The 17,492-nt window shown below is 41.1% G+C and carries 12 protein-coding genes, 3 pseudogenes and 1 CRISPR repeat array; of the genes and pseudogenes, 7 read left to right on the top strand and 8 right to left on the bottom strand.

What is annotated here, in order from left to right:
• Positions 1-78 precede the first annotated feature (78 nt).
• Positions 79-2,449: a CRISPR direct-repeat array (repeat unit 28 nt; unit sequence TTTCTAAGCCATCTGTGCGATGGAGAAC).
• Positions 2,450-2,581: 132 nt separating this feature from the next.
• From cas6f to cas1f, 5 genes and pseudogenes are all read right to left on the bottom strand, one after another.
• Positions 2,582-3,193 (bottom strand): annotated as a pseudogene (gene cas6f, locus MKI79_RS10670) (type I-F CRISPR-associated endoribonuclease Cas6/Csy4).
• 8 nt (positions 3,194-3,201) lie between these two features.
• Positions 3,202-4,197, bottom strand: coding sequence for a type I-Fv CRISPR-associated protein Cas5fv (cas5fv, locus tag MKI79_RS10675; protein WP_241573324.1), 996 nt, complete (start codon positions 4,195-4,197; stop codon positions 3,202-3,204).
• A gap of 11 nt (positions 4,198-4,208) precedes the next feature.
• Positions 4,209-5,303: a type I-Fv CRISPR-associated protein Cas7fv gene (gene cas7fv / locus MKI79_RS10680; protein WP_241573327.1), complete on the bottom strand. Its 1,095-nt coding sequence runs from the start codon at positions 5,301-5,303 to the stop codon at positions 4,209-4,211.
• Positions 5,203-8,169, bottom strand: coding sequence for a CRISPR-associated endonuclease Cas3'' (locus MKI79_RS10685; protein ID WP_241573330.1), 2,967 nt, complete (start codon positions 8,167-8,169; stop codon positions 5,203-5,205). Before MKI79_RS10685 ends, cas7fv begins: the two co-directional genes overlap by 101 nt.
• Positions 8,169-9,131, bottom strand: a complete 963-nt coding sequence (gene cas1f, locus MKI79_RS10690) for a type I-F CRISPR-associated endonuclease Cas1f (RefSeq protein ID WP_241573335.1) — start codon at positions 9,129-9,131, stop codon at positions 8,169-8,171. Before cas1f ends, MKI79_RS10685 begins: the two co-directional genes overlap by 1 nt.
• 255 nt (positions 9,132-9,386) lie before the next feature.
• On the opposite strand from cas1f, the gene rraA reads away from it, so the two are divergent.
• The 3 genes and pseudogenes from rraA to MKI79_RS11765 form a co-directional block, all read left to right on the top strand.
• Positions 9,387-9,890 (top strand): ribonuclease E activity regulator RraA, encoded by a 504-nt coding sequence (gene rraA / locus MKI79_RS10695; RefSeq protein WP_241573337.1) that lies wholly within the window; start codon positions 9,387-9,389, stop codon positions 9,888-9,890.
• Positions 9,891-9,935: 45 nt separating this feature from the next.
• A pseudogene (locus MKI79_RS11760) lies at positions 9,936-10,287 on the top strand (glutathione S-transferase N-terminal domain-containing protein); the annotation flags it as partial.
• 107 nt (positions 10,288-10,394) lie between these two features.
• Positions 10,395-10,727 (top strand): annotated as a pseudogene (locus MKI79_RS11765) (glutathione S-transferase N-terminal domain-containing protein); the annotation flags it as partial.
• A gap of 75 nt (positions 10,728-10,802) precedes the next feature.
• Here MKI79_RS11765 and MKI79_RS10705 read toward each other — a convergent pair.
• Positions 10,803-11,771 carry a LysR family transcriptional regulator gene (locus tag MKI79_RS10705; RefSeq protein WP_241573343.1) on the bottom strand — a complete coding sequence of 323 codons (969 nt, stop codon included), beginning with the start codon at positions 11,769-11,771 and terminating at the stop codon, positions 10,803-10,805.
• Positions 11,772-11,862: 91 nt separating this feature from the next.
• Here MKI79_RS10705 and MKI79_RS10710 point away from each other — a divergent pair, with 91 nt between their 5' ends.
• From MKI79_RS10710 to MKI79_RS10725, 4 genes are all read left to right on the top strand, one after another.
• Positions 11,863-13,098 (top strand): acyl-CoA dehydrogenase family protein, encoded by a 1,236-nt coding sequence (locus MKI79_RS10710; RefSeq protein ID WP_241573347.1) that lies wholly within the window; start codon positions 11,863-11,865, stop codon positions 13,096-13,098.
• Between the two features lie 80 nt (positions 13,099-13,178).
• On the top strand, positions 13,179-14,288 hold the full coding sequence (locus tag MKI79_RS10715) for a phosphotransferase family protein (RefSeq protein ID WP_241573349.1): 1,110 nt from the start codon (positions 13,179-13,181) through the stop codon (positions 14,286-14,288).
• A 44-nt stretch (positions 14,289-14,332) separates the two neighbouring features.
• Positions 14,333-15,031, top strand: coding sequence for a histidine phosphatase family protein (locus MKI79_RS10720; protein ID WP_241573352.1), 699 nt, complete (start codon positions 14,333-14,335; stop codon positions 15,029-15,031).
• A gap of 44 nt (positions 15,032-15,075) precedes the next feature.
• The gene (locus tag MKI79_RS10725; RefSeq protein WP_241573354.1) at positions 15,076-15,819 is read left to right on the top strand and encodes an SDR family oxidoreductase; all 744 of its coding nucleotides are present in this window, start codon (positions 15,076-15,078) and stop codon (positions 15,817-15,819) included.
• A gap of 71 nt (positions 15,820-15,890) precedes the next feature.
• Here the strand turns inward: MKI79_RS10725 and MKI79_RS10730 are convergent, their stop codons facing one another.
• Complete coding sequence (locus MKI79_RS10730; protein WP_241573357.1) at positions 15,891-16,253, bottom strand: hypothetical protein; 363 nt, start codon at positions 16,251-16,253, stop codon at positions 15,891-15,893.
• Between the two features lie 130 nt (positions 16,254-16,383).
• Positions 16,384-17,475: a redox-regulated ATPase YchF gene (ychF, locus tag MKI79_RS10735; protein WP_241573373.1), complete on the bottom strand. Its 1,092-nt coding sequence runs from the start codon at positions 17,473-17,475 to the stop codon at positions 16,384-16,386.
• Positions 17,476-17,492: the final 17 nt, after the last annotated feature.

The raw sequence follows: 17,492 nt of genomic DNA on the forward strand, positions 1-17,492 counted from the left end.
TACTGCTCATAAGCACCTCGTTAATTAGCCATTTTATCTAACTAAAAGGTGTCTACAAAATCGGTGGCTATTCATATTTTTCTAAGCCATCTGTGCGATGGAGAACACATGCCAAGATGCTTGATACCGATCATGCTTTTTCTAAGCCATCTGTGCGATGGAGAACCCAACAAGACTATGAAACTCAATTCATTGCACTTTCTAAGCCATCTGTGCGATGGAGAACGCGGGTATTTAATGGGACTGCGTGGACTGCATTTTCTAAGCCATCTGTGCGATGGAGAACTTATCTCATGTGATACAGCTTTTAGCTTGAAATTTCTAAGCCATCTGTGCGATGGAGAACAACCGTAAAGGGATGTAGTAATAGAACCTTGTTTTCTAAGCCATCTGTGCGATGGAGAACGGTTCTGAGCGTGCTAAGTGGTATCTAAGAAATTTCTAAGCCATCTGTGCGATGGAGAACTCGACGGAATCAAAGACGGCATTGACGCAAATTTTCTAAGCCATCTGTGCGATGGAGAACCGCCGATTTCGTGACTTTGGTTTTTTCGGTTTTTTCTAAGCCATCTGTGCGATGGAGAACTGGATTAGGTTCGCCACGATTTCACTGTTAATTTTCTAAGCCATCTGTGCGATGGAGAACTACAGCAGGTGACGCACTCAATAGAACTTTTTTTTCTAAGCCATCTGTGCGATGGAGAACAAGGTTTAGGCGAAGTCAAGCAGACAGAGCTTTTTCTAAGCCATCTGTGCGATGGAGAACATACAGCAAGTGATGCACTAAACAGAACCTTTTTTTCTAAGCCATCTGTGCGATGGAGAACACAGGTGATTTGTATGCTCGCCTTGTAACTGTTTTCTAAGCCATCTGTGCGATGGAGAACAACTTGACGGCATAAAAGACGGCATTGATCAATTTCTAAGCCATCTGTGCGATGGAGAACTAGCAAGAAAATCGTCATCATCAATACTCACATTTCTAAGCCATCTGTGCGATGGAGAACTACAGCAAGTGATGCACTTAACAGAACTTTTTTTTCTAAGCCATCTGTGCGATGAAGAACTCTTACCCAAAGATAATTACCTATTCTTCCGTATTTCTAAGCCATCTGTGCGATGGAGAACTCTCATCGAGAATGCGAGCGTAATGCGCCAACTTTCTAAGCCATCTGTGCGATGGAGAACGACATGCCTGATTATGCTTGGAAACGGAGTAATTTCTAAGCCATCTGTGCGATGGAGAACTGGATAGCGAGTTTGGTGGTGCGACTTGTCACTTTCTAAGCCATCTGTGCGATGGAGAACACTATACTCGTTTATCAACTTGGTCAACATATTTTCTAAGCCATCTGTGCGATGGAGAACACGTGGATGTTTCTCAGAAGATACCTTTCGATTTTCTAAGCCATCTGTGCGATGGAGAACAAAAATGGTGTGTTGGTTGATCAGGTAGTGGTTTTTCTAAGCCATCTGTGCGATGGAGAACAACAGAACGAGAAGTTTTGACAAATCTTGAATTTTCTAAGCCATCTGTGCGATGGAGAACCAACCACGCCATCGCAATTTAAGGATGTGCTATTTCTAAGCCATCTGTGCGATGGAGAACAGGAGATACAAGCGGACAATTGCCGTATATGTTTTCTAAGCCATCTGTGCGATGGAGAACGGTTTTTCCCCAAGTGATACAAAATCAATTCATTTCTAAGCCATCTGTGCGATGGAGAACGCTGGGATAGTGTGTATCACATCGTGCTGAACTTTCTAAGCCATCTGTGCGATGGAGAACTCTATGGACAGAATAGAAGCAAAACGGAATTTTTTCTAAGCCATCTGTGCGATGGAGAACGATCAGAGGCACGTAAAACCGTCCGTAAGCATTTTCTAAGCCATCTGTGCGATGGAGAACCCACCCATTAATTGCTGTTCAAGCAAGCTATTTTTCTAAGCCATCTGTGCGATGGAGAACCATTGTCAGGCGATGACCCGATGGGTGCAATTTTTCTAAGCCATCTGTGCGATGGAGAACTTTTAGGTTTAACTAGCATTTAAACCCCCAATTTTCTAAGCCATCTGTGCGATGGAGAACATCCGTGCCGACTGGTGTGTAACTGTTAAAATTTTCTAAGCCATCTGTGCGATGGAGAACGCTAAGATTTTTAAAGACCCAAGAACCTTAAATTTCTAAGCCATCTGTGCGATGGAGAACTGAAGCAACACGGCAATTCTTAAAAAACTGTTTTTCTAAGCCATCTGTGCGATGGAGAACCACCCAATTCCCCTATTTGTTGGCTTTATATATTTCTAAGCCATCTGTGCGATGGAGAACCTCACAAAGCAAAAGCCGATTGAAATCATCAATTTCTAAGCCATCTGTGCGATGGAGAACATATCTCGAATTTGTTGCATTCGTTGCTTGTCTTTCTAAGCCATCTGTGCGATGGAGAACTATAAATTTATCACAAAAAAATAAGCCATAACAGTGCTTTAACCCTAAAAAGTATGAAATACCCAAAGTTTTTAGCACATGTTATAACTTATTGATTTTATTAAGTTGTTAAAGAGTCGAAAAAATATTGGGTCAAAACTCGGGAACAGTTGAATTTTGACTTAGTCCATAAGTTCCAAATTTCCCGAGATGCTCAGCTTCTACATTTTGCTTAGAAATGTACAAGTTAAACTCATTTTTCGGCTGATCTATATCACTGCTACTTTAACTTTTTAACTGGATAAAAGGCTCGCCACGCTTACGTTCAGTAAACTGTTCAAAATACTTCGCCGATTCTTCCACAGAAATATTGCGATGCTTTGCTTGATGCAATATACGAGTCTGCTTATTCTTGAGCGGTCTAATGCGGTTGTAGTTTGCATAACCTGTAATTTTGTCCTTCGGAACATCTCGAGGTCGAGTGACATGCACATAGTCTTCGAGTCGATCTAACCATTTTTGCAAATTGAGATTTTCCAGTTCTGCAGGACTATTGGCAAAGATGCGGATTTTACTGCCCAAATGTCCAAGCTCTTTTTTTTCATGCAGACGATACTGCGGAAAAGATACGCCGTAGGTGATCTGTTCTGTATCGTCCTTTTGCTCGACAAAGGCGAGGTGGAGTTGGGTATAAAGATCAGTCCATAGCTGATATAGCGATTTGTCAGGATTTTCGATCAGTGTGATTTCGATATAGTAGTTCATCTGTACCTCTAGCGAATGTCCTTGACGTATGCGAGTCCTTTTTTGCCCAAATAAAATGCAGAGACACCCGCATTTTCAATCTTTTCTTCAAGGTCTCGGGCTTGATCTTTGGAAATATTGAGATTGATTTCTAATATTCCGCGATTAGCTTTAGTTAACATTTTATCTTGAATTTCAAGATTTTTTCTTGATGGGTTAATGTATGGTGAGCCCCAAGACTTCTTGTTTCCACCTGTTGAGTATCGCGCCATAAAGTCTTTTTCTGTAAAAATTCCTGATAATGCTATGCCAGTCAGCTTTCCTTGAGGAGATAAAACAGAACTAATATCATAAGTTTTACTCAACTCATCTAATTGCCAATAAATTAAAAGTGAATAAATGTTTGATATATTAATTTTTTGTCCTGATTCAGGGCAGTCAAAACCATTTCTCTTTTGTTGATATTCTTGTAATAACTCATAAATCTCTCCTTCAATAGAAATTGATCCACTCAAACTAGCCAATCTATTTTTAATATCAATAGGATGAATTTTGTTTGAAAACCTCGAAAAATCAATTGTTTTGTTATTTACAATTAATTGGTAGATTTCATCTATTTCTAAGAAAAGGACACCCCACAAGTTAAGAGAGTAGTCCGAAGTGAATGCTAAATCTGATGCTTTTACAATTCCTGAAAAAGCTTTAGGATCAACACTATTTTTTTTAAGATTTCGCAAATAAATTATTTCATAACTTCGATCATTTCGGTCAGTGAAAGTAATTTGACTTTCCAAGTCTTTGAAAAAATAATCCAGTCGTTTTCGTGCTTTGGCTAACTTCTTTTGTTCGCCAATTAAACGATTTAAAATGCCCATAACTGTATTATGGGAAACCTCCTTTTGATAAAAGTTTTTTTCTAGCTGTTTAGTTGTTGCAATAAATTCTCTTTGTAAATCCTCTTCATTTTTGGACTCAGATAAAAAAGAGTTTCGCCATGAGGAGTCATATTCAATAGTAATTCGCATCTCATGCCCCCTTAGACAATTTCATAGTAAACTGCATACTCATTTTGAGGGTTACTATTGGTTTGGCTTGCAAATCTTGGTTGCTTAATTCTCATCATCTTATTGCTATCATTATAATCAATCTCGACTTCGTCTACATACATATAACCTTTCGCTTGCTTAATGCTAAGTTCAGAAATCATATTTAGAATTTCTTTAACCAAAATGTCTATTGCAACATTATCTAGTAGAATCCCTGCCTCAAAATCTTTATAGATTGAACCTATTCTTGCATATTGAGCATTAAAAATAGCTTTTGGCTCTCTCGTAGGGTCAAGACTTTTGATAAAGTTTTGTATATGTAGTGCTATTTTTTCACCCGTATTGTCCTTATTGTCAATTATCATGGCAGCTCGGTCAAAATCTTTACTCAATGAGATAAACTGTAATTGCTCAATACTAATTGAACCGTATGCTTCATATTGAGTATCGCCAAAAGTTATCTTTGAAAAAATAGTATTACTAGACATTTCACCTTTTTTATTAAGTTCCTTTTCTTTAGATCCAGCACGCCCCATTTGTTCATAATTACCATTTTTTAATTGATCCACAAAGTCGGTAATTAACAAAGCACTTGTCCGTTTAAACTGTTCTCCCTGAGGAATAACATAACCACGCACAAGTCCTGTTATTGATGCAAGCAAATCCACCATTGGTTTATCTTTTGCATTGCTTACATCATATGTTTGATCTTTGAACAGGTGATGTCGAATACAATTTTGACTGATGTATAGTTGATGCTTTTCAAAATCAATTTCTCTTGGATCTTTTTTATAAAGAAAACCTTTTTCTGATTTTTCACCTGTTAAATTTGAATATCCTCTTAATTTCGGAATATTGTGATTTGTGGCATCTTCAATCATACCTTCATGGCGTATCCGTACATTACCATTCCAGTTGACGACGCCATAACCATAAGCTGTAATTTTAAAATCGACACTTTTAATACCTGTTACTTTAGACCTGTTATTGTCCTCTTTCGTTGCTGTTGTTGAATTTAAGAATGTCTTCGATTGAGATTGAACCAATCGCTTGTTGGTCGCAGACGGCATAGTAGATTGCAGCATTGTGACGAATGCTTGTTCCACCAACCTTATTGAGGTCATCTTCGATATAACTGAGATACAGTGGATATTCTGCGTCTCGTGCATAGCTTTCTAGCACTTTTTGCCGTGTTGTCATTTTCTTTTCTGGTATACCTTTGACAGGGTGTGTTGGGTCAATATTGCCATGCTTTTGCGCTATAAACTGCATCAGCCCCAACTCGCGGATCAATGGCGTAGATTCGGTTAAATTGTCAAATTCACCACGATCATCCAGTGGTGGTTGATAAGCATATTCATTGAGAAATACTGGCTGTTTTGGATCATTCAAATTAATTTTGGCAAGTTGAATAAATCGGTTGTCCCCACGTAATGAGTTTTTGCTAATCTTCATTTTCTTCACATCAGTTTTGATTTTATACACTTTGACGGGTTCAGTGACTTTTGCACTGAGCAATGTGATACTACTTTTAATTGCACTTTCTAAATCTTGCTGAATCTCTTTATCTGTATAACTTGAATTATAGAAATCTTTATAGACTTGATATAATTCAGGCAATTGAAATACTTTGTTGTCTAATCGTTCTGTAAGAAAACTGTACCATGCTTTCGCAGATTGTAAACTATTCAATTTGGCTAAAAACATTGCAGATGCACCTGTTTGTTTGCCATTTTTGATGCTTTCCGTGATCGCAATATTTAAGGTATTCACTTCAGTGTTTTGACCAAAACGATCGAGTCGTCCTAATCGTTGTAATATATTTTCTGCACTACTCATTTCACTGAGCATAAAATCACAGCTGATATTTAAAGAGGCTTGAACAATTGGACCACTACGTAGTACATCATATTGCTGGCTACCTTGTTGTTTAAAAGATTCATAGACTTCACTAAATAACGATTTTTTATCACTGCGTTTAAACTTAGAGTGAAACAAAATACTATTTTCATGATCTTTCTGTGTTAAAAATCCAAGCTGTGCAGTTTTTGCTGTATTGCTAATCACAAAAGTTTTATCACGATACGCACGATAAAACGGATTTGAGGCAATGTCATTTTCCTCATAATCAGTAAATTGGATTTGATATTGGCTTTGATTAAAAGAGGGCATTTCAATCACATCGTGATCAATATCAATCGTCAATACTTCTTTGAGATAACGATAATGTGGCGTAGCTGAAACCAATAACACACGTTTGTCATAATTTTTACGCATATTTTTATTGGCAACTAGCTCCGCAAAAAGCAAATTAAAAATATCCATGTTGATATATTCATGATATTCATCAAACACCACATGTGCATCAATAAACGGAATCAAGCTATTGACATTGCTATGTGTCGTGATTGCACCTAAAATTTGATCAATGGTGGTGACAACGACATCCCCTGAAAAATAGTCATCTTCTGCGGTGATCTTGTCCCATGCGTTGGTAAATTTAAACTCGCCTGTAAATAGCTCAATATTGGCATCAGGCAAATAAGATTGAGATAATTCTTCAAAAATTCCCTGACAGACTTGTACACGAGGGCAAACCCAAATAATTTTTTGCGCATTGCCTAGTTTTGCCCATTCCAAAGCGATTTTGGTTTTACCACAGCCAGCAGCTCCCGCAAGTACCGCAACATATTTTAAATCAGCGAGTTGTTTTGCTACTTCAGCTTGTCTTTGGCTACGCTCGCTATCAGGAAATTTCGTTAAAGCATTTTCAATGTGTGACACAAGATTAGAGCTGAGCTCCTGATTATCTAGCAATTCATCTAAGCGTTGTTCTTGGATGAACTCACAAAGATCAATCGCAGATTGTTTGGAAACAATACGGTCAGCACTGATCACACATGCTCGGATCAAATTGGCTTCGGCACTAGATTGCACACTATTTTGAATGTCTGAAAATTTGCTTTTTGCTAAATCATAGTATTTAAACTGCGGGTAGCTTTTATCTTTGTACAGCAAGTCATCATGCAAACTTTCATTGTCAGATGACCATTCTAAGCTTTCAATTAAATTTATTTCTGAATTGGCGTATCGTTTAAATATCGCATTTACTTGATGGAGTAGTTGAATTGATTTTTTGAAAAAATTTTGAAAATCCTCTTCAGATAAAACACTTTTATAAATATTGTAAATATTTTCTACATTTTCAAATTTATCTTCTTTACGGTAAGGGCGTGCATGATGCCAAAAAATCGCATGACGAATATATTGCTTATTTCTGCCTGATATTTTTGAGTCACGTAGGCTATCAAAGAAATGGAATAGTAAAAGTGATAATTCATTATGTGTCGGATTATCCTCGAAATGATGATTTTTTCCTTTTTTCGTATCTATATGCTGCCCATCGTCAGCAATATAGTCTTTATTTTTGGGATTACGAACCCATTCTTGAAAGGCAATATCTATTTTCCCGAGGTCGTGTAAACAACCCGCTAGGAATGTGGCGTGTTCTAGACTTTTGAATTCTTCGTTGCCAATCGTGCGATGGAAAAGTTGAGATGCCACATACCCCACGGCAAATAAATGCTCTGCAAGTGGCTGTAAGTGTGTATTTGCATAGACTTCATCTTGTTTCGCTTTCATCGTTATTACATCCATAAGAACATCTTTTTGTGTCTCATTCACAGGCACTACACCTTCATGATTAAATTTACTGCGATTGCCCACCACCCACAGCAATTCACTACGCCGTCGCCCACGGATCCAGTGACAGGACACGGAAGTATTTTTAGTAGCGGTCTGGCGGAGCAGTTTTTTCAGCGCAAGCAAGCCATCTTCGGTGATCACGGTCTGCCACGTATTATCACCAATCCGATCAGCAAAGGCATCGAGCACACGTCGAGTGCGTGCCAAGGCTTTCTTTTCACATTGGCTAATCAAGGTCACGATCATCAGTCATGCACTTCGTTAGAGAATGTGTTGAGCGATTGTGCTTTGACTTGATCAAACATAAAGTCTAAGCATTTATGCTCGGTAAATTTCTGTAGGATTTGCTGGCGGAATTCTTGTTCTTTCATACCTTCTTTGGCACAGAGAAAGGCGTAGGGGAGCACCACAGCATCTTTGACCAAATCCGCAACATCGAAGACCAATGCGCCACGACGAGTTTTGCCGTGCATCACTGCAAAGCCATGCGGAATACCGAGCACCCACAGTGTGGTTGCGGCGAGCCCATAAGCGAGATAATTGCCATGATTAAGAAAGTCATTGGCAAGATCACCTTGTTCGGGATTACGCTCAAAAGACATTTGGCAACGTGTGGCAGCGATTTTATACAGTTGTTTGGTGGTCTGCGCTTCGGCAAGCAGTAAATCTGCCACTTTAGTCATACGTGGAATTTTGTTGCGATAGCTTTGTAAGGCATTTTGAATGTCTTGATCATCCAAATGAAAGCCTTCGGTACGGAGGTCACGATCTTTCGCCCAAACTTGTTGGATATAATCCAGTCGGGCAAGTTGGAAGGCTTTGGCGACTTCAAGTCGTTTCGCCTCATCGAACCAAAAAGACAACCAACCTTGTACATATTCGGTTGGGCGATATTCACTTTGTGGGGTAAGCCACTCAATCTCTGCACCTGAAAATAATGGCGTCCCACCACCACCGCAGAAGCCGACCAATACGCCTGCACTACAGAGCATACGCATGGCTGCATTGGTGATCGAAGTACCAGTACCAAGCAAAATCACGGTGGTATTAGCGATGGGAATATTCCAATATTGATTTTGATTTTTTTCTTCGGTGAGATAGAGTACCCGACCGTCTTTTTGCATGACACGACAGTATTCGAGGTAGTACAGATTAGCACGTTTGGAGTGCAGAATGGCTTTTAAGTCGCTTGGATTGAGTTGTTCCATCTTATTCCAGTTTTAATCTTTGATACTCAAATTTTTGATACCTAAATTTTCGATTTTGTTCATATATTGCATTTGATATTGAAACTAGCCGAATAGACTGCCTGAAGAAAGTGGCAAAAATTCATTAACGACATGCTGTGTCGTTTTGTTTTTTCAGAACGAGAACGGTTTGTGACCGATCAGAAATTTGCAAATTCATACTGCAATGGTATAACTAACGCATTAAAAAATACTGACAATGACTGGAGTTAAAAAATGAGTGTTGCTTTTGTGACGTGTGATCTCTTGGATGATAATGAAGATAAAGACTTACAAGTGGTTTATCCCTCGATAGATGGCAAATTTTTCCGTAGCTTTGGTGCACGCAAAACCTTTGGCGGTCAAGTGGTTACGGTGAAATGCTTTGAAGACAATTCACGGGTCAAAGAGCTGTTGGCAACGGACGGCACTGGCAAAGTGTTAGTTGTTGATGGTGGTGCGTCGATGCGCTGTGCGTTGATGGGCGACATGATCGCAGAGTCAGCGGTGAAAAATCACTGGAATGGTGTGATTATATACGGCTGTGTGCGTGATGTTGATGCGATTGCTGAGTTGGATTTAGGTGTGCAGGCATTGGCATGTATTCCGCAAAAAAGTACCCGTAAAGGCGTGGGTGAAACAGGTTTAACTTTATCATTTGGCGGTGTGACGATTGCCCAAGATGATTATATCTATGCTGATAATAATGGTATTGTGGTTGCCAAAGAAGCATTGGTTTAACACATTTATTTGCAAAAATCATGGATTGAATAGGGTTACATCATCATGAAAAACAATACTGGAAAACGTCATCGGACTAAGGTTTATCAAGCCTTAGCATCAACACTTGTCACTTTACCTCGGGGTGTGATGGGCACAGCTTTTCCTAAGCAACCTGAGAAGCCATTAAAGCTCTATGAGTTTGAGGCGTGTCCATATTGTCGGCGTGTCCGTGACGTGATTACTCGGCTCAATCTCGATGTGGAAATTTATCCATGTCCAAAAAATGGCACACGTTTTCGTCCGATGGTGCAGGCGTTGGGTGGGCAGGCGCAATTTCCATTTTTGATTGATGAGAATACTGGTGATCTACTGTATGAATCCAAAACGATTATTGCGCATTTATTTACCCATTATAGTCACAGGGGTAAAGTGCCTTTGAGTTATCAATTGCTTCCACCTGTATCCTTGGTTGGTGGTATCGCTGTTGCAGTGAATAGCTTTGATGGCATGACGGCGAATGCAAATAATGTCAATCGTGAAGCGCCTGAGCAGTTGTTAGAATTGTGGAGCTTTGAAGCCAGTCCATTTTCACGAATTGTCCGTGCCAAGCTAACTGAGCTTGAGATTCCCTATAAATTGCATAGCGTGCCAAAAGAGCGTTGGCAAGATCAAGGGCCTGCAACGGCACGTCTTAAACCTGGCAAATATGAACCGCTTGCTGATGGCAAGCGTGCTCGTGAAATCACAAATATGCAGGGCAAAATGCAAGTGCCATTTTTGATTGATCCAAATACAGATGTGGAGATGTTTGAATCTCGGCAGATTGTAAAATATTTGGACAAGCAATACGGTTAATTTACTTTCGAATAACCATTAAGACAGCCTTGAGCAATATGTTTAAGGCTATTTTTTTGCTTGAAACATTTCTGATTAAATCAATTGTGCCAGTTTTAAGATTTCCGCACGAAGGAATTGATGTCGTGGATTGTGTGCCAAATCTTGATACCAATACATGCCAATGTCGATTTTAGGTAACGCAATCGGTAATTCATGTACGTGAATGCTGTCCGCATAATGCAAATTTTGTAAAATTAACTTGGGGATAGTCAGCATTGCTTCAGGATGCTGTGCCAAGACTTGCAATGCCGTGGAATAGTGTTGGCAACGCAGTAGAATCTGCCGAGAGAGTTGCTGACGATTCAGATCAATATCTTCCACCAATTGCCCAGTACGGCGGGATGACACGCCGATATGTGGTGCATTCAGATAGATGGTTTTGTTGACATTTTTCTGCTGACTACAGACCACAAAATGATCTTCAATCAAGGATTGATAGTGGATATTGCTTGGACAATGCTGTTTCAGGTCAATGACAAAATCCGCTTGCTGAATACTGAGATCACTAAACATGGTTTTGCGATCAAGTTTTGCGCTTAGAAATTGAATATTTAAATCCAGACTGCGGAAATGAGCGAGCAACTTCGGAAAGATGATCGGTTCAATTTCATCATGTACAGCAATTTTTAAACTGTGAATCGCTTTGGGATCAAAAGTATTTTGCGAAGCGGCAATATTTTGAATGGTCAACAACGCCTGTTTGATTGGTGTATAGATTTGCTCAGCAAATGGCGTTGCCAGCATCTTGTGTCCAGCTCGGATAAATAACTCATCACCAAGCTGTTGCCGTAGACGTTGCAGGGCATGGCTCACCGCAGACTGGCTAATGCAGAGAATGAGTGCTGCTTTAGAAATACTTTTTTGCTCAAAAATGGCAATAAACAAAGGATACAAGTTAATATCAACACGATGAAACTGGCTAATGTCTAAAGTTTGGATGTTTAGATGGTTAGTATTTAAGTTTTCTGCCCCACCGAAATTTTCACTATGAATATCTTTCATAATCTTTGTGTCAATTAAATCATTTCATTCATAATAATAATTTGCGTATGCTATCGCAATAGATAATACAAATTCGCAAAGGATTTCCACCATGTATGAGCTCTCTGATCGCGCCAAAAACTATATCCAACGTACAGAGCAATTTATCAAAGATGAAATCGAGCCAGTTGAGACCGATTTTTGGCATGAAGTGCACCGTTTGAATGTCGATGGCGATTGGACGAAATGGCAGTGGCCAGCGATGCTTGAAACCTTAAAAGCCAAAGCCAAAGCCGCCGGACTGTGGAATATGTTCTTGCCTGATGCGACTTTTGGTGCAGGACTATCGGTACAGGAATATGCGCATATCGCTGAGCGCTCAGGACGCAGTTTGATTGCGCCAACCGTATTTAACTGTAATGCGCCTGATAGTGGCAATATGGAAGTGCTTTGGCGTTACGGCAGTGAAGCGCAACAAGAACAATGGCTCAAGCCTTTACTGGCAGGTGAGATTCGTTCGGTATTTTGTATGACTGAGCCTGATGTCGCATCGAGTGATGCCACCAATATGCAAGCCACTGCGGTGATCGAAGGGGACGAAATTGTGCTGAATGGTCGCAAATGGTGGTCGTCAGGTCTGGGTGATCCAAATGCAAAAGTCATCATTTTTATGGCGCATACGCCTGATGAGTCCAAAGATCGTCATCATCAACATTCCATGGTCTTAGTTCCTGCAGATACGCAAGGCGTGAAGATTGAACGCATGTTGCCTGTATTTGGCGACTACGATGCACCGCATGGTCATGGTGAGGTGAGCTTCGATAATGTACGTGTGCCTGTGGCGAACTTTATCGGCGGTGCAGGGCAAGGTTTTGAGATTGCGCAAGGTCGTCTAGGACCAGGACGTATTCATCACTGCATGCGTTGTATCGGTGCGGCGGAAAAGTCTTTGGAGCTGATGATTGATCGTGGTATGTCACGTAAAGCCTTTGGTAAAGAATTATTAAAGTTGGGTGGTAATCTAGAGCGTGTTGCAGAAGCACGTGTTGCGATTGATCAAGCCCGCTTGCTGACCTTATACGCAGCCTATAAGATGGATAAAATGGGCAATATGGCAGCGCTGACAGAAATCTCTGCGATTAAAGTGGTTGCGCCAACAGTCCTGCAAAATGTGGTGGATATGGCGATTCAAATTCATGGCGGTGCAGGCGTATCCAAAGATACACCGCTGACAGCGTTTTACGCACAGGCACGTGCATTACGTCTTGCAGATGGACCAGATGAAGTGCATAAAGGCATGATTGCCAAATTGGAATTGATGAAACGAGGCTATGCGTCTCGCCGTTAAACAATGTAAGTTGTTGATGTAAATGGCGAAATGAAAAAGCGCACAATTGGAAAATAAAGCAGTTGATAAAGGATAATTTCATGGCAATCATCGATATTGGTGGCAATGTCCGAAATGGTGAAGAACTTGATATACAAGCAGTAGAATCATGGCTTAAAAATCAACAGGTTGATCTGCAAGGTCAAGTGCAAGTCACGCAATATTCTGGCGGCGCATCCAACTGGACTTATCGCCTGAAATACGACAATGTGGATTTGATTCTACGTCGCCCACCAAAAGGCACCAAAGCCAAATCAGCGCATGATATGGCACGTGAGTATCATGTGCAAAATAATCTCAAACCGTTCTATCCAGTACTTCCTGAGATGGTGGCGCTGTGTCAGGATGGGGCGGTGATTGGCTGTGATTTCTATGTGATGAAGCGCATCGAGGGCATTATTCCTCGTGCCAATTTGCCCAAAGAAATTGATTACACTGAAGCTGATGTGCGCCAGCTCTGCATCAATGTATTAGATAAATTGATCGAATTGCACCAAGTGCCGTATCAAGACACCGCCTTAGAACAACTGGGCAAAGGCGATGGCTACTGTCGTCGTCAAGTCGAGGGTTGGGATAAACGCTATGCCAAAGCCCGCACCAAGAATGTTCCGTCATTTAACTATGTGCGTAAATGGCTCTTGGCAAATATTCCTGTTGATACCAAGACCTGCGTGATTCATAACGATTGGCGTTTTGATAATGTCATTCTTGACCCACAACAGCCGACCGAAGTGATCGGTGTATTGGACTGGGAAATGGCAACACTTGGCGATCCGCTGATGGATTTGGGTTCAGCATTGGCGTATTGGGTGGAAGAAGGTGACAATAAAATCTTTAAAGCCACACGCCGTCAGCCGACCAACCGCAAAGGTATGTTTAGCCGTCAGCAAGTGGTCGATTATTATCTGCAAAAAACTGGTCTAGCACCTGAGAATTGGGCATTTTACGAAGTGTTTGGTTTATTCCGCTTAGCAGGGATTGCACAGCAGATTTATTATCGATATTACCACAAGCAAACCGATAATCCTGCTTTTAAAAATCTTTGGATTGTCATCAATGCGATACATTTACGTGCTTTAAAATTGATCGCTAAACAAAAAATGGCAAATCATCCGATTGGCAAGCAAATTTTACAGCGAATCAGTAAATAAATCAGGCAATAAATGAGTGTAGCGGATATAAAGGTAGTAAAAGTATGACCACGATTTATCTGATTCGACATGGACAAGCCTCATTTGGTGCCGCCAATTATGATCAGCTTTCAAACAAGGGCGAGCAACAAGCGACTTTGCTGGGGCGTTATCTTGCCAAAGTTTTAAAAGAACCGCCTTATGTCTATGCAGGCACGATGCAACGTCATCAACAGACTGCACAGCTTGCCTTGGCGGAAAGTTTTCCTGAGCTTGCCTTGAAAAGTGATCAAGCTTGGAATGAATTTCATCATCAGCAAGTCTTTGCCAAATTTGATGATCGCTTCAACAAACCTGATGAGCTGAAACTGGCGATTTTACAAGAGAAAAATCCACGGGCGTATCTGGCAAGCATCTTTGATCAGGCGATTGAGCGCTGGATTGGCAATGAATTTGATCATGAATATGACGAATCTTGGACGGCATTTTCCACTCGGGTAAATGGGGCATTTGATGCCTTATGTGCGGATTTGGCAGAGCAACAACCTCGTTACTCGGTGGTGTTTAGCTCAGGTGGGGTGATTTCCACCATTGTCGGACATCTACTTGGACTGGATGCGAAAAGCATTTTTCAGCTGAATTGGTCGATTGCCAACACCTCGATCACCACTATTCGTTTAAAAGGCAACGATCGACAGCTGCTCAGCTTAAACGAACATCACTTTATCAAGGCTGAAAATGCAGATTTACTGACATGGATTTAATTGAATATTTTTAAAGAAAATCATTGAAATTAAAGGATCGGATTATGGCAAAAACAATTTTAATCACAGGTGCAAGCTCAGGACTTGGCGCAGGTATGGCACGTGAATTCGCCAAAAAAGGCTATAACCTTGCGATCTGCGCACGCCGTCAAGAGCGCTTAGATGCACTAAAACAAGAGCTCGAAAGCCAATTCGGCATCAAAGTCATCGCCAAAACTTTGGATGTCACACACTATGATGATGTGTTTACCGTATTTAAAGCCTTTCAGGCAGAATTTGGGCGTATTGATCGAATCATCGTCAATGCGGGTGTTGGTGAAGGTCGTCGTATTGGCAAGGGCAACTTTGCCATTAACCGTGCCACAGCAGAAACCAACTTTATCTCAGCGCTTGCCCAGAGCGAAGCTGCGGTAGAAATTTTCCGTGCACAAGATGCAGGGCATTTGGTGATGATTTCCTCGATGAGTGCAGTACGTGGCTTGCCAAAACATTTGTCGACTTATGCCGCAAGTAAGGCTGCAGTTGCGCACCTTGCCGAAGGAATTCGTGCCGAACTTATCGATACACCGATCAAAGTATCGACCATTTTCCCAGGTTATATTCGCACTGAGCTAAACGAAGGGGCGAAGAAATTACCGTTTGAAGTGGATGAAAAAACTGGCTGTAAAATCTTGGTGAAAACCATCGAAAGTGAACCAGTCAAAGCCTATGTACCAAAATGGCCGTGGTTGCCACTTGGTTTGGCGATGAAAGTCCTGCCTCTACGTATCGTGAACAAGTTAAGTTAGATCACTTGCTAATCTAAGCAATAAAAAAACCATGCAGAAGCATGGTTTTTTCTTGAAGTAGTGCGTCAAAATTAGTTTTGAGCAGCTTCTTTCACATCAGCAGCACCAGATTCAACTGCACCAGCAACAGCAGCAGTTGCATCTTTTGCAGCGTCAACAGTTGCATCAGCCGCTTCGCCAGCTGCAGTTGCAGTTGCGTCAGCAGCTTCACCGATTGCATTACCAGCTTCGTCAGTTGCAACAGCAGCATCTGTAGCCAAGTCCTCAGTTGCAGCAACAGTAGCATCACCAGCAGCTTCTACAGCAGCGCCAGCATGTGCAGCAGCATCTTCAGCGTGTTGTTCAGTTGCAGTTTCAGCAGCTTCTTCTTTTTTTGCACAGCCAACGAAAGCAACAGCAGACGCTAAGCCTAAAGCGATCAATAGTTTATTCATTTTTAAATCCTCATAAAATGGCATCCGAAACGTTTAACCGTTTCGAAGCCAAATAATATACGATTTGATAAAAAAAGCCATATCAATCTTGATAAATGTGATTAATATCTCAGTTTAAAGCAAAATTTACTTAAACATTAAAACGGAAATGCATCACATCGCCATCTTGTACGATGTAGGTTTTGCCTTCCAAGCGCCATTTTCCTGCTTCTTTGGCACCAGACTCGCCATTGTATTGAATGTAGTCGTCATAGGCGATTACTTCGGCACGGATAAAGCCTTTTTCAAAGTCGGTATGGATCACGCCAGCAGCTTGCGGGGCAGAAGCGCCAATTTTCACCGTCCATGCACGCACTTCTTGCACACCAGCGGTAAAGTAGGTTTGCAAACCAAGTAGTGCATAACCCGCACGAATCACACGATTCAATCCCGGTTCTTCCATGCCCATCGCTTCAAGAAACTCTGCACGCTCATCTTCTTCAAGTAGTGAAATTTCTGCTTCGATCTGATTACACAGTGCGACAACAACCGCATTTTCAGATTCAGCAAGTTCACGCACTGAGTCCAAATATGGATTATTTTCAAAACCATCTTCAGCCACATTGGCGATATACATGGTTGGTTTTAAAGTCAGTAAACCAAAACCTTTAATCAGTTTACGCTCATCATCAGACAAATCTGCGGCACGAGCAGGGCGACCGTCATCGAGTAATGGTTGTATTTTCTCAAGTACCGCTTTAGTTGCAATCGCTTCTTTATCACCGCCTTTAGCTGTTTTGGTCAGGCGAGTAATTGCTTTCGATACGGTTTCTAAATCAGCTAGGGCAAGTTCGGTATTGATCGTTGCAATATCATCAAGAGGATCAATTTTTCCATTCACATGAATGACGTTTTCGTCTTCAAAACAACGTACCACATGGGCAATTGCATCGGTTTCACGGATATTGGCAAGGAATTGATTACCTAAACCTTCACCTTTCGACGCACCTGCAACTAGTCCTGCGATATCGACGAATTCCATTGAAGTTGGGATTTCACGTTGCGGTTTGACGATAGCTGAGAGTTTATCCATGCGATCATCAGGTACAGGCACGACGCCTGTATTTGGTTCGATGGTACAAAATGGAAAGTTTTCAGCGGCGATGGCTGCTTTGGTCAATGCGTTAAATAAGGTGGATTTCCCCACGTTTGGCAAGCCGACAATACCACAATTAAAGCCCATAAAATCTACTCAAATGC

This window comes from Acinetobacter sedimenti (assembly GCF_022601685.1).
GTDB lineage: Bacteria > Pseudomonadota > Gammaproteobacteria > Pseudomonadales > Moraxellaceae > Acinetobacter > Acinetobacter sedimenti.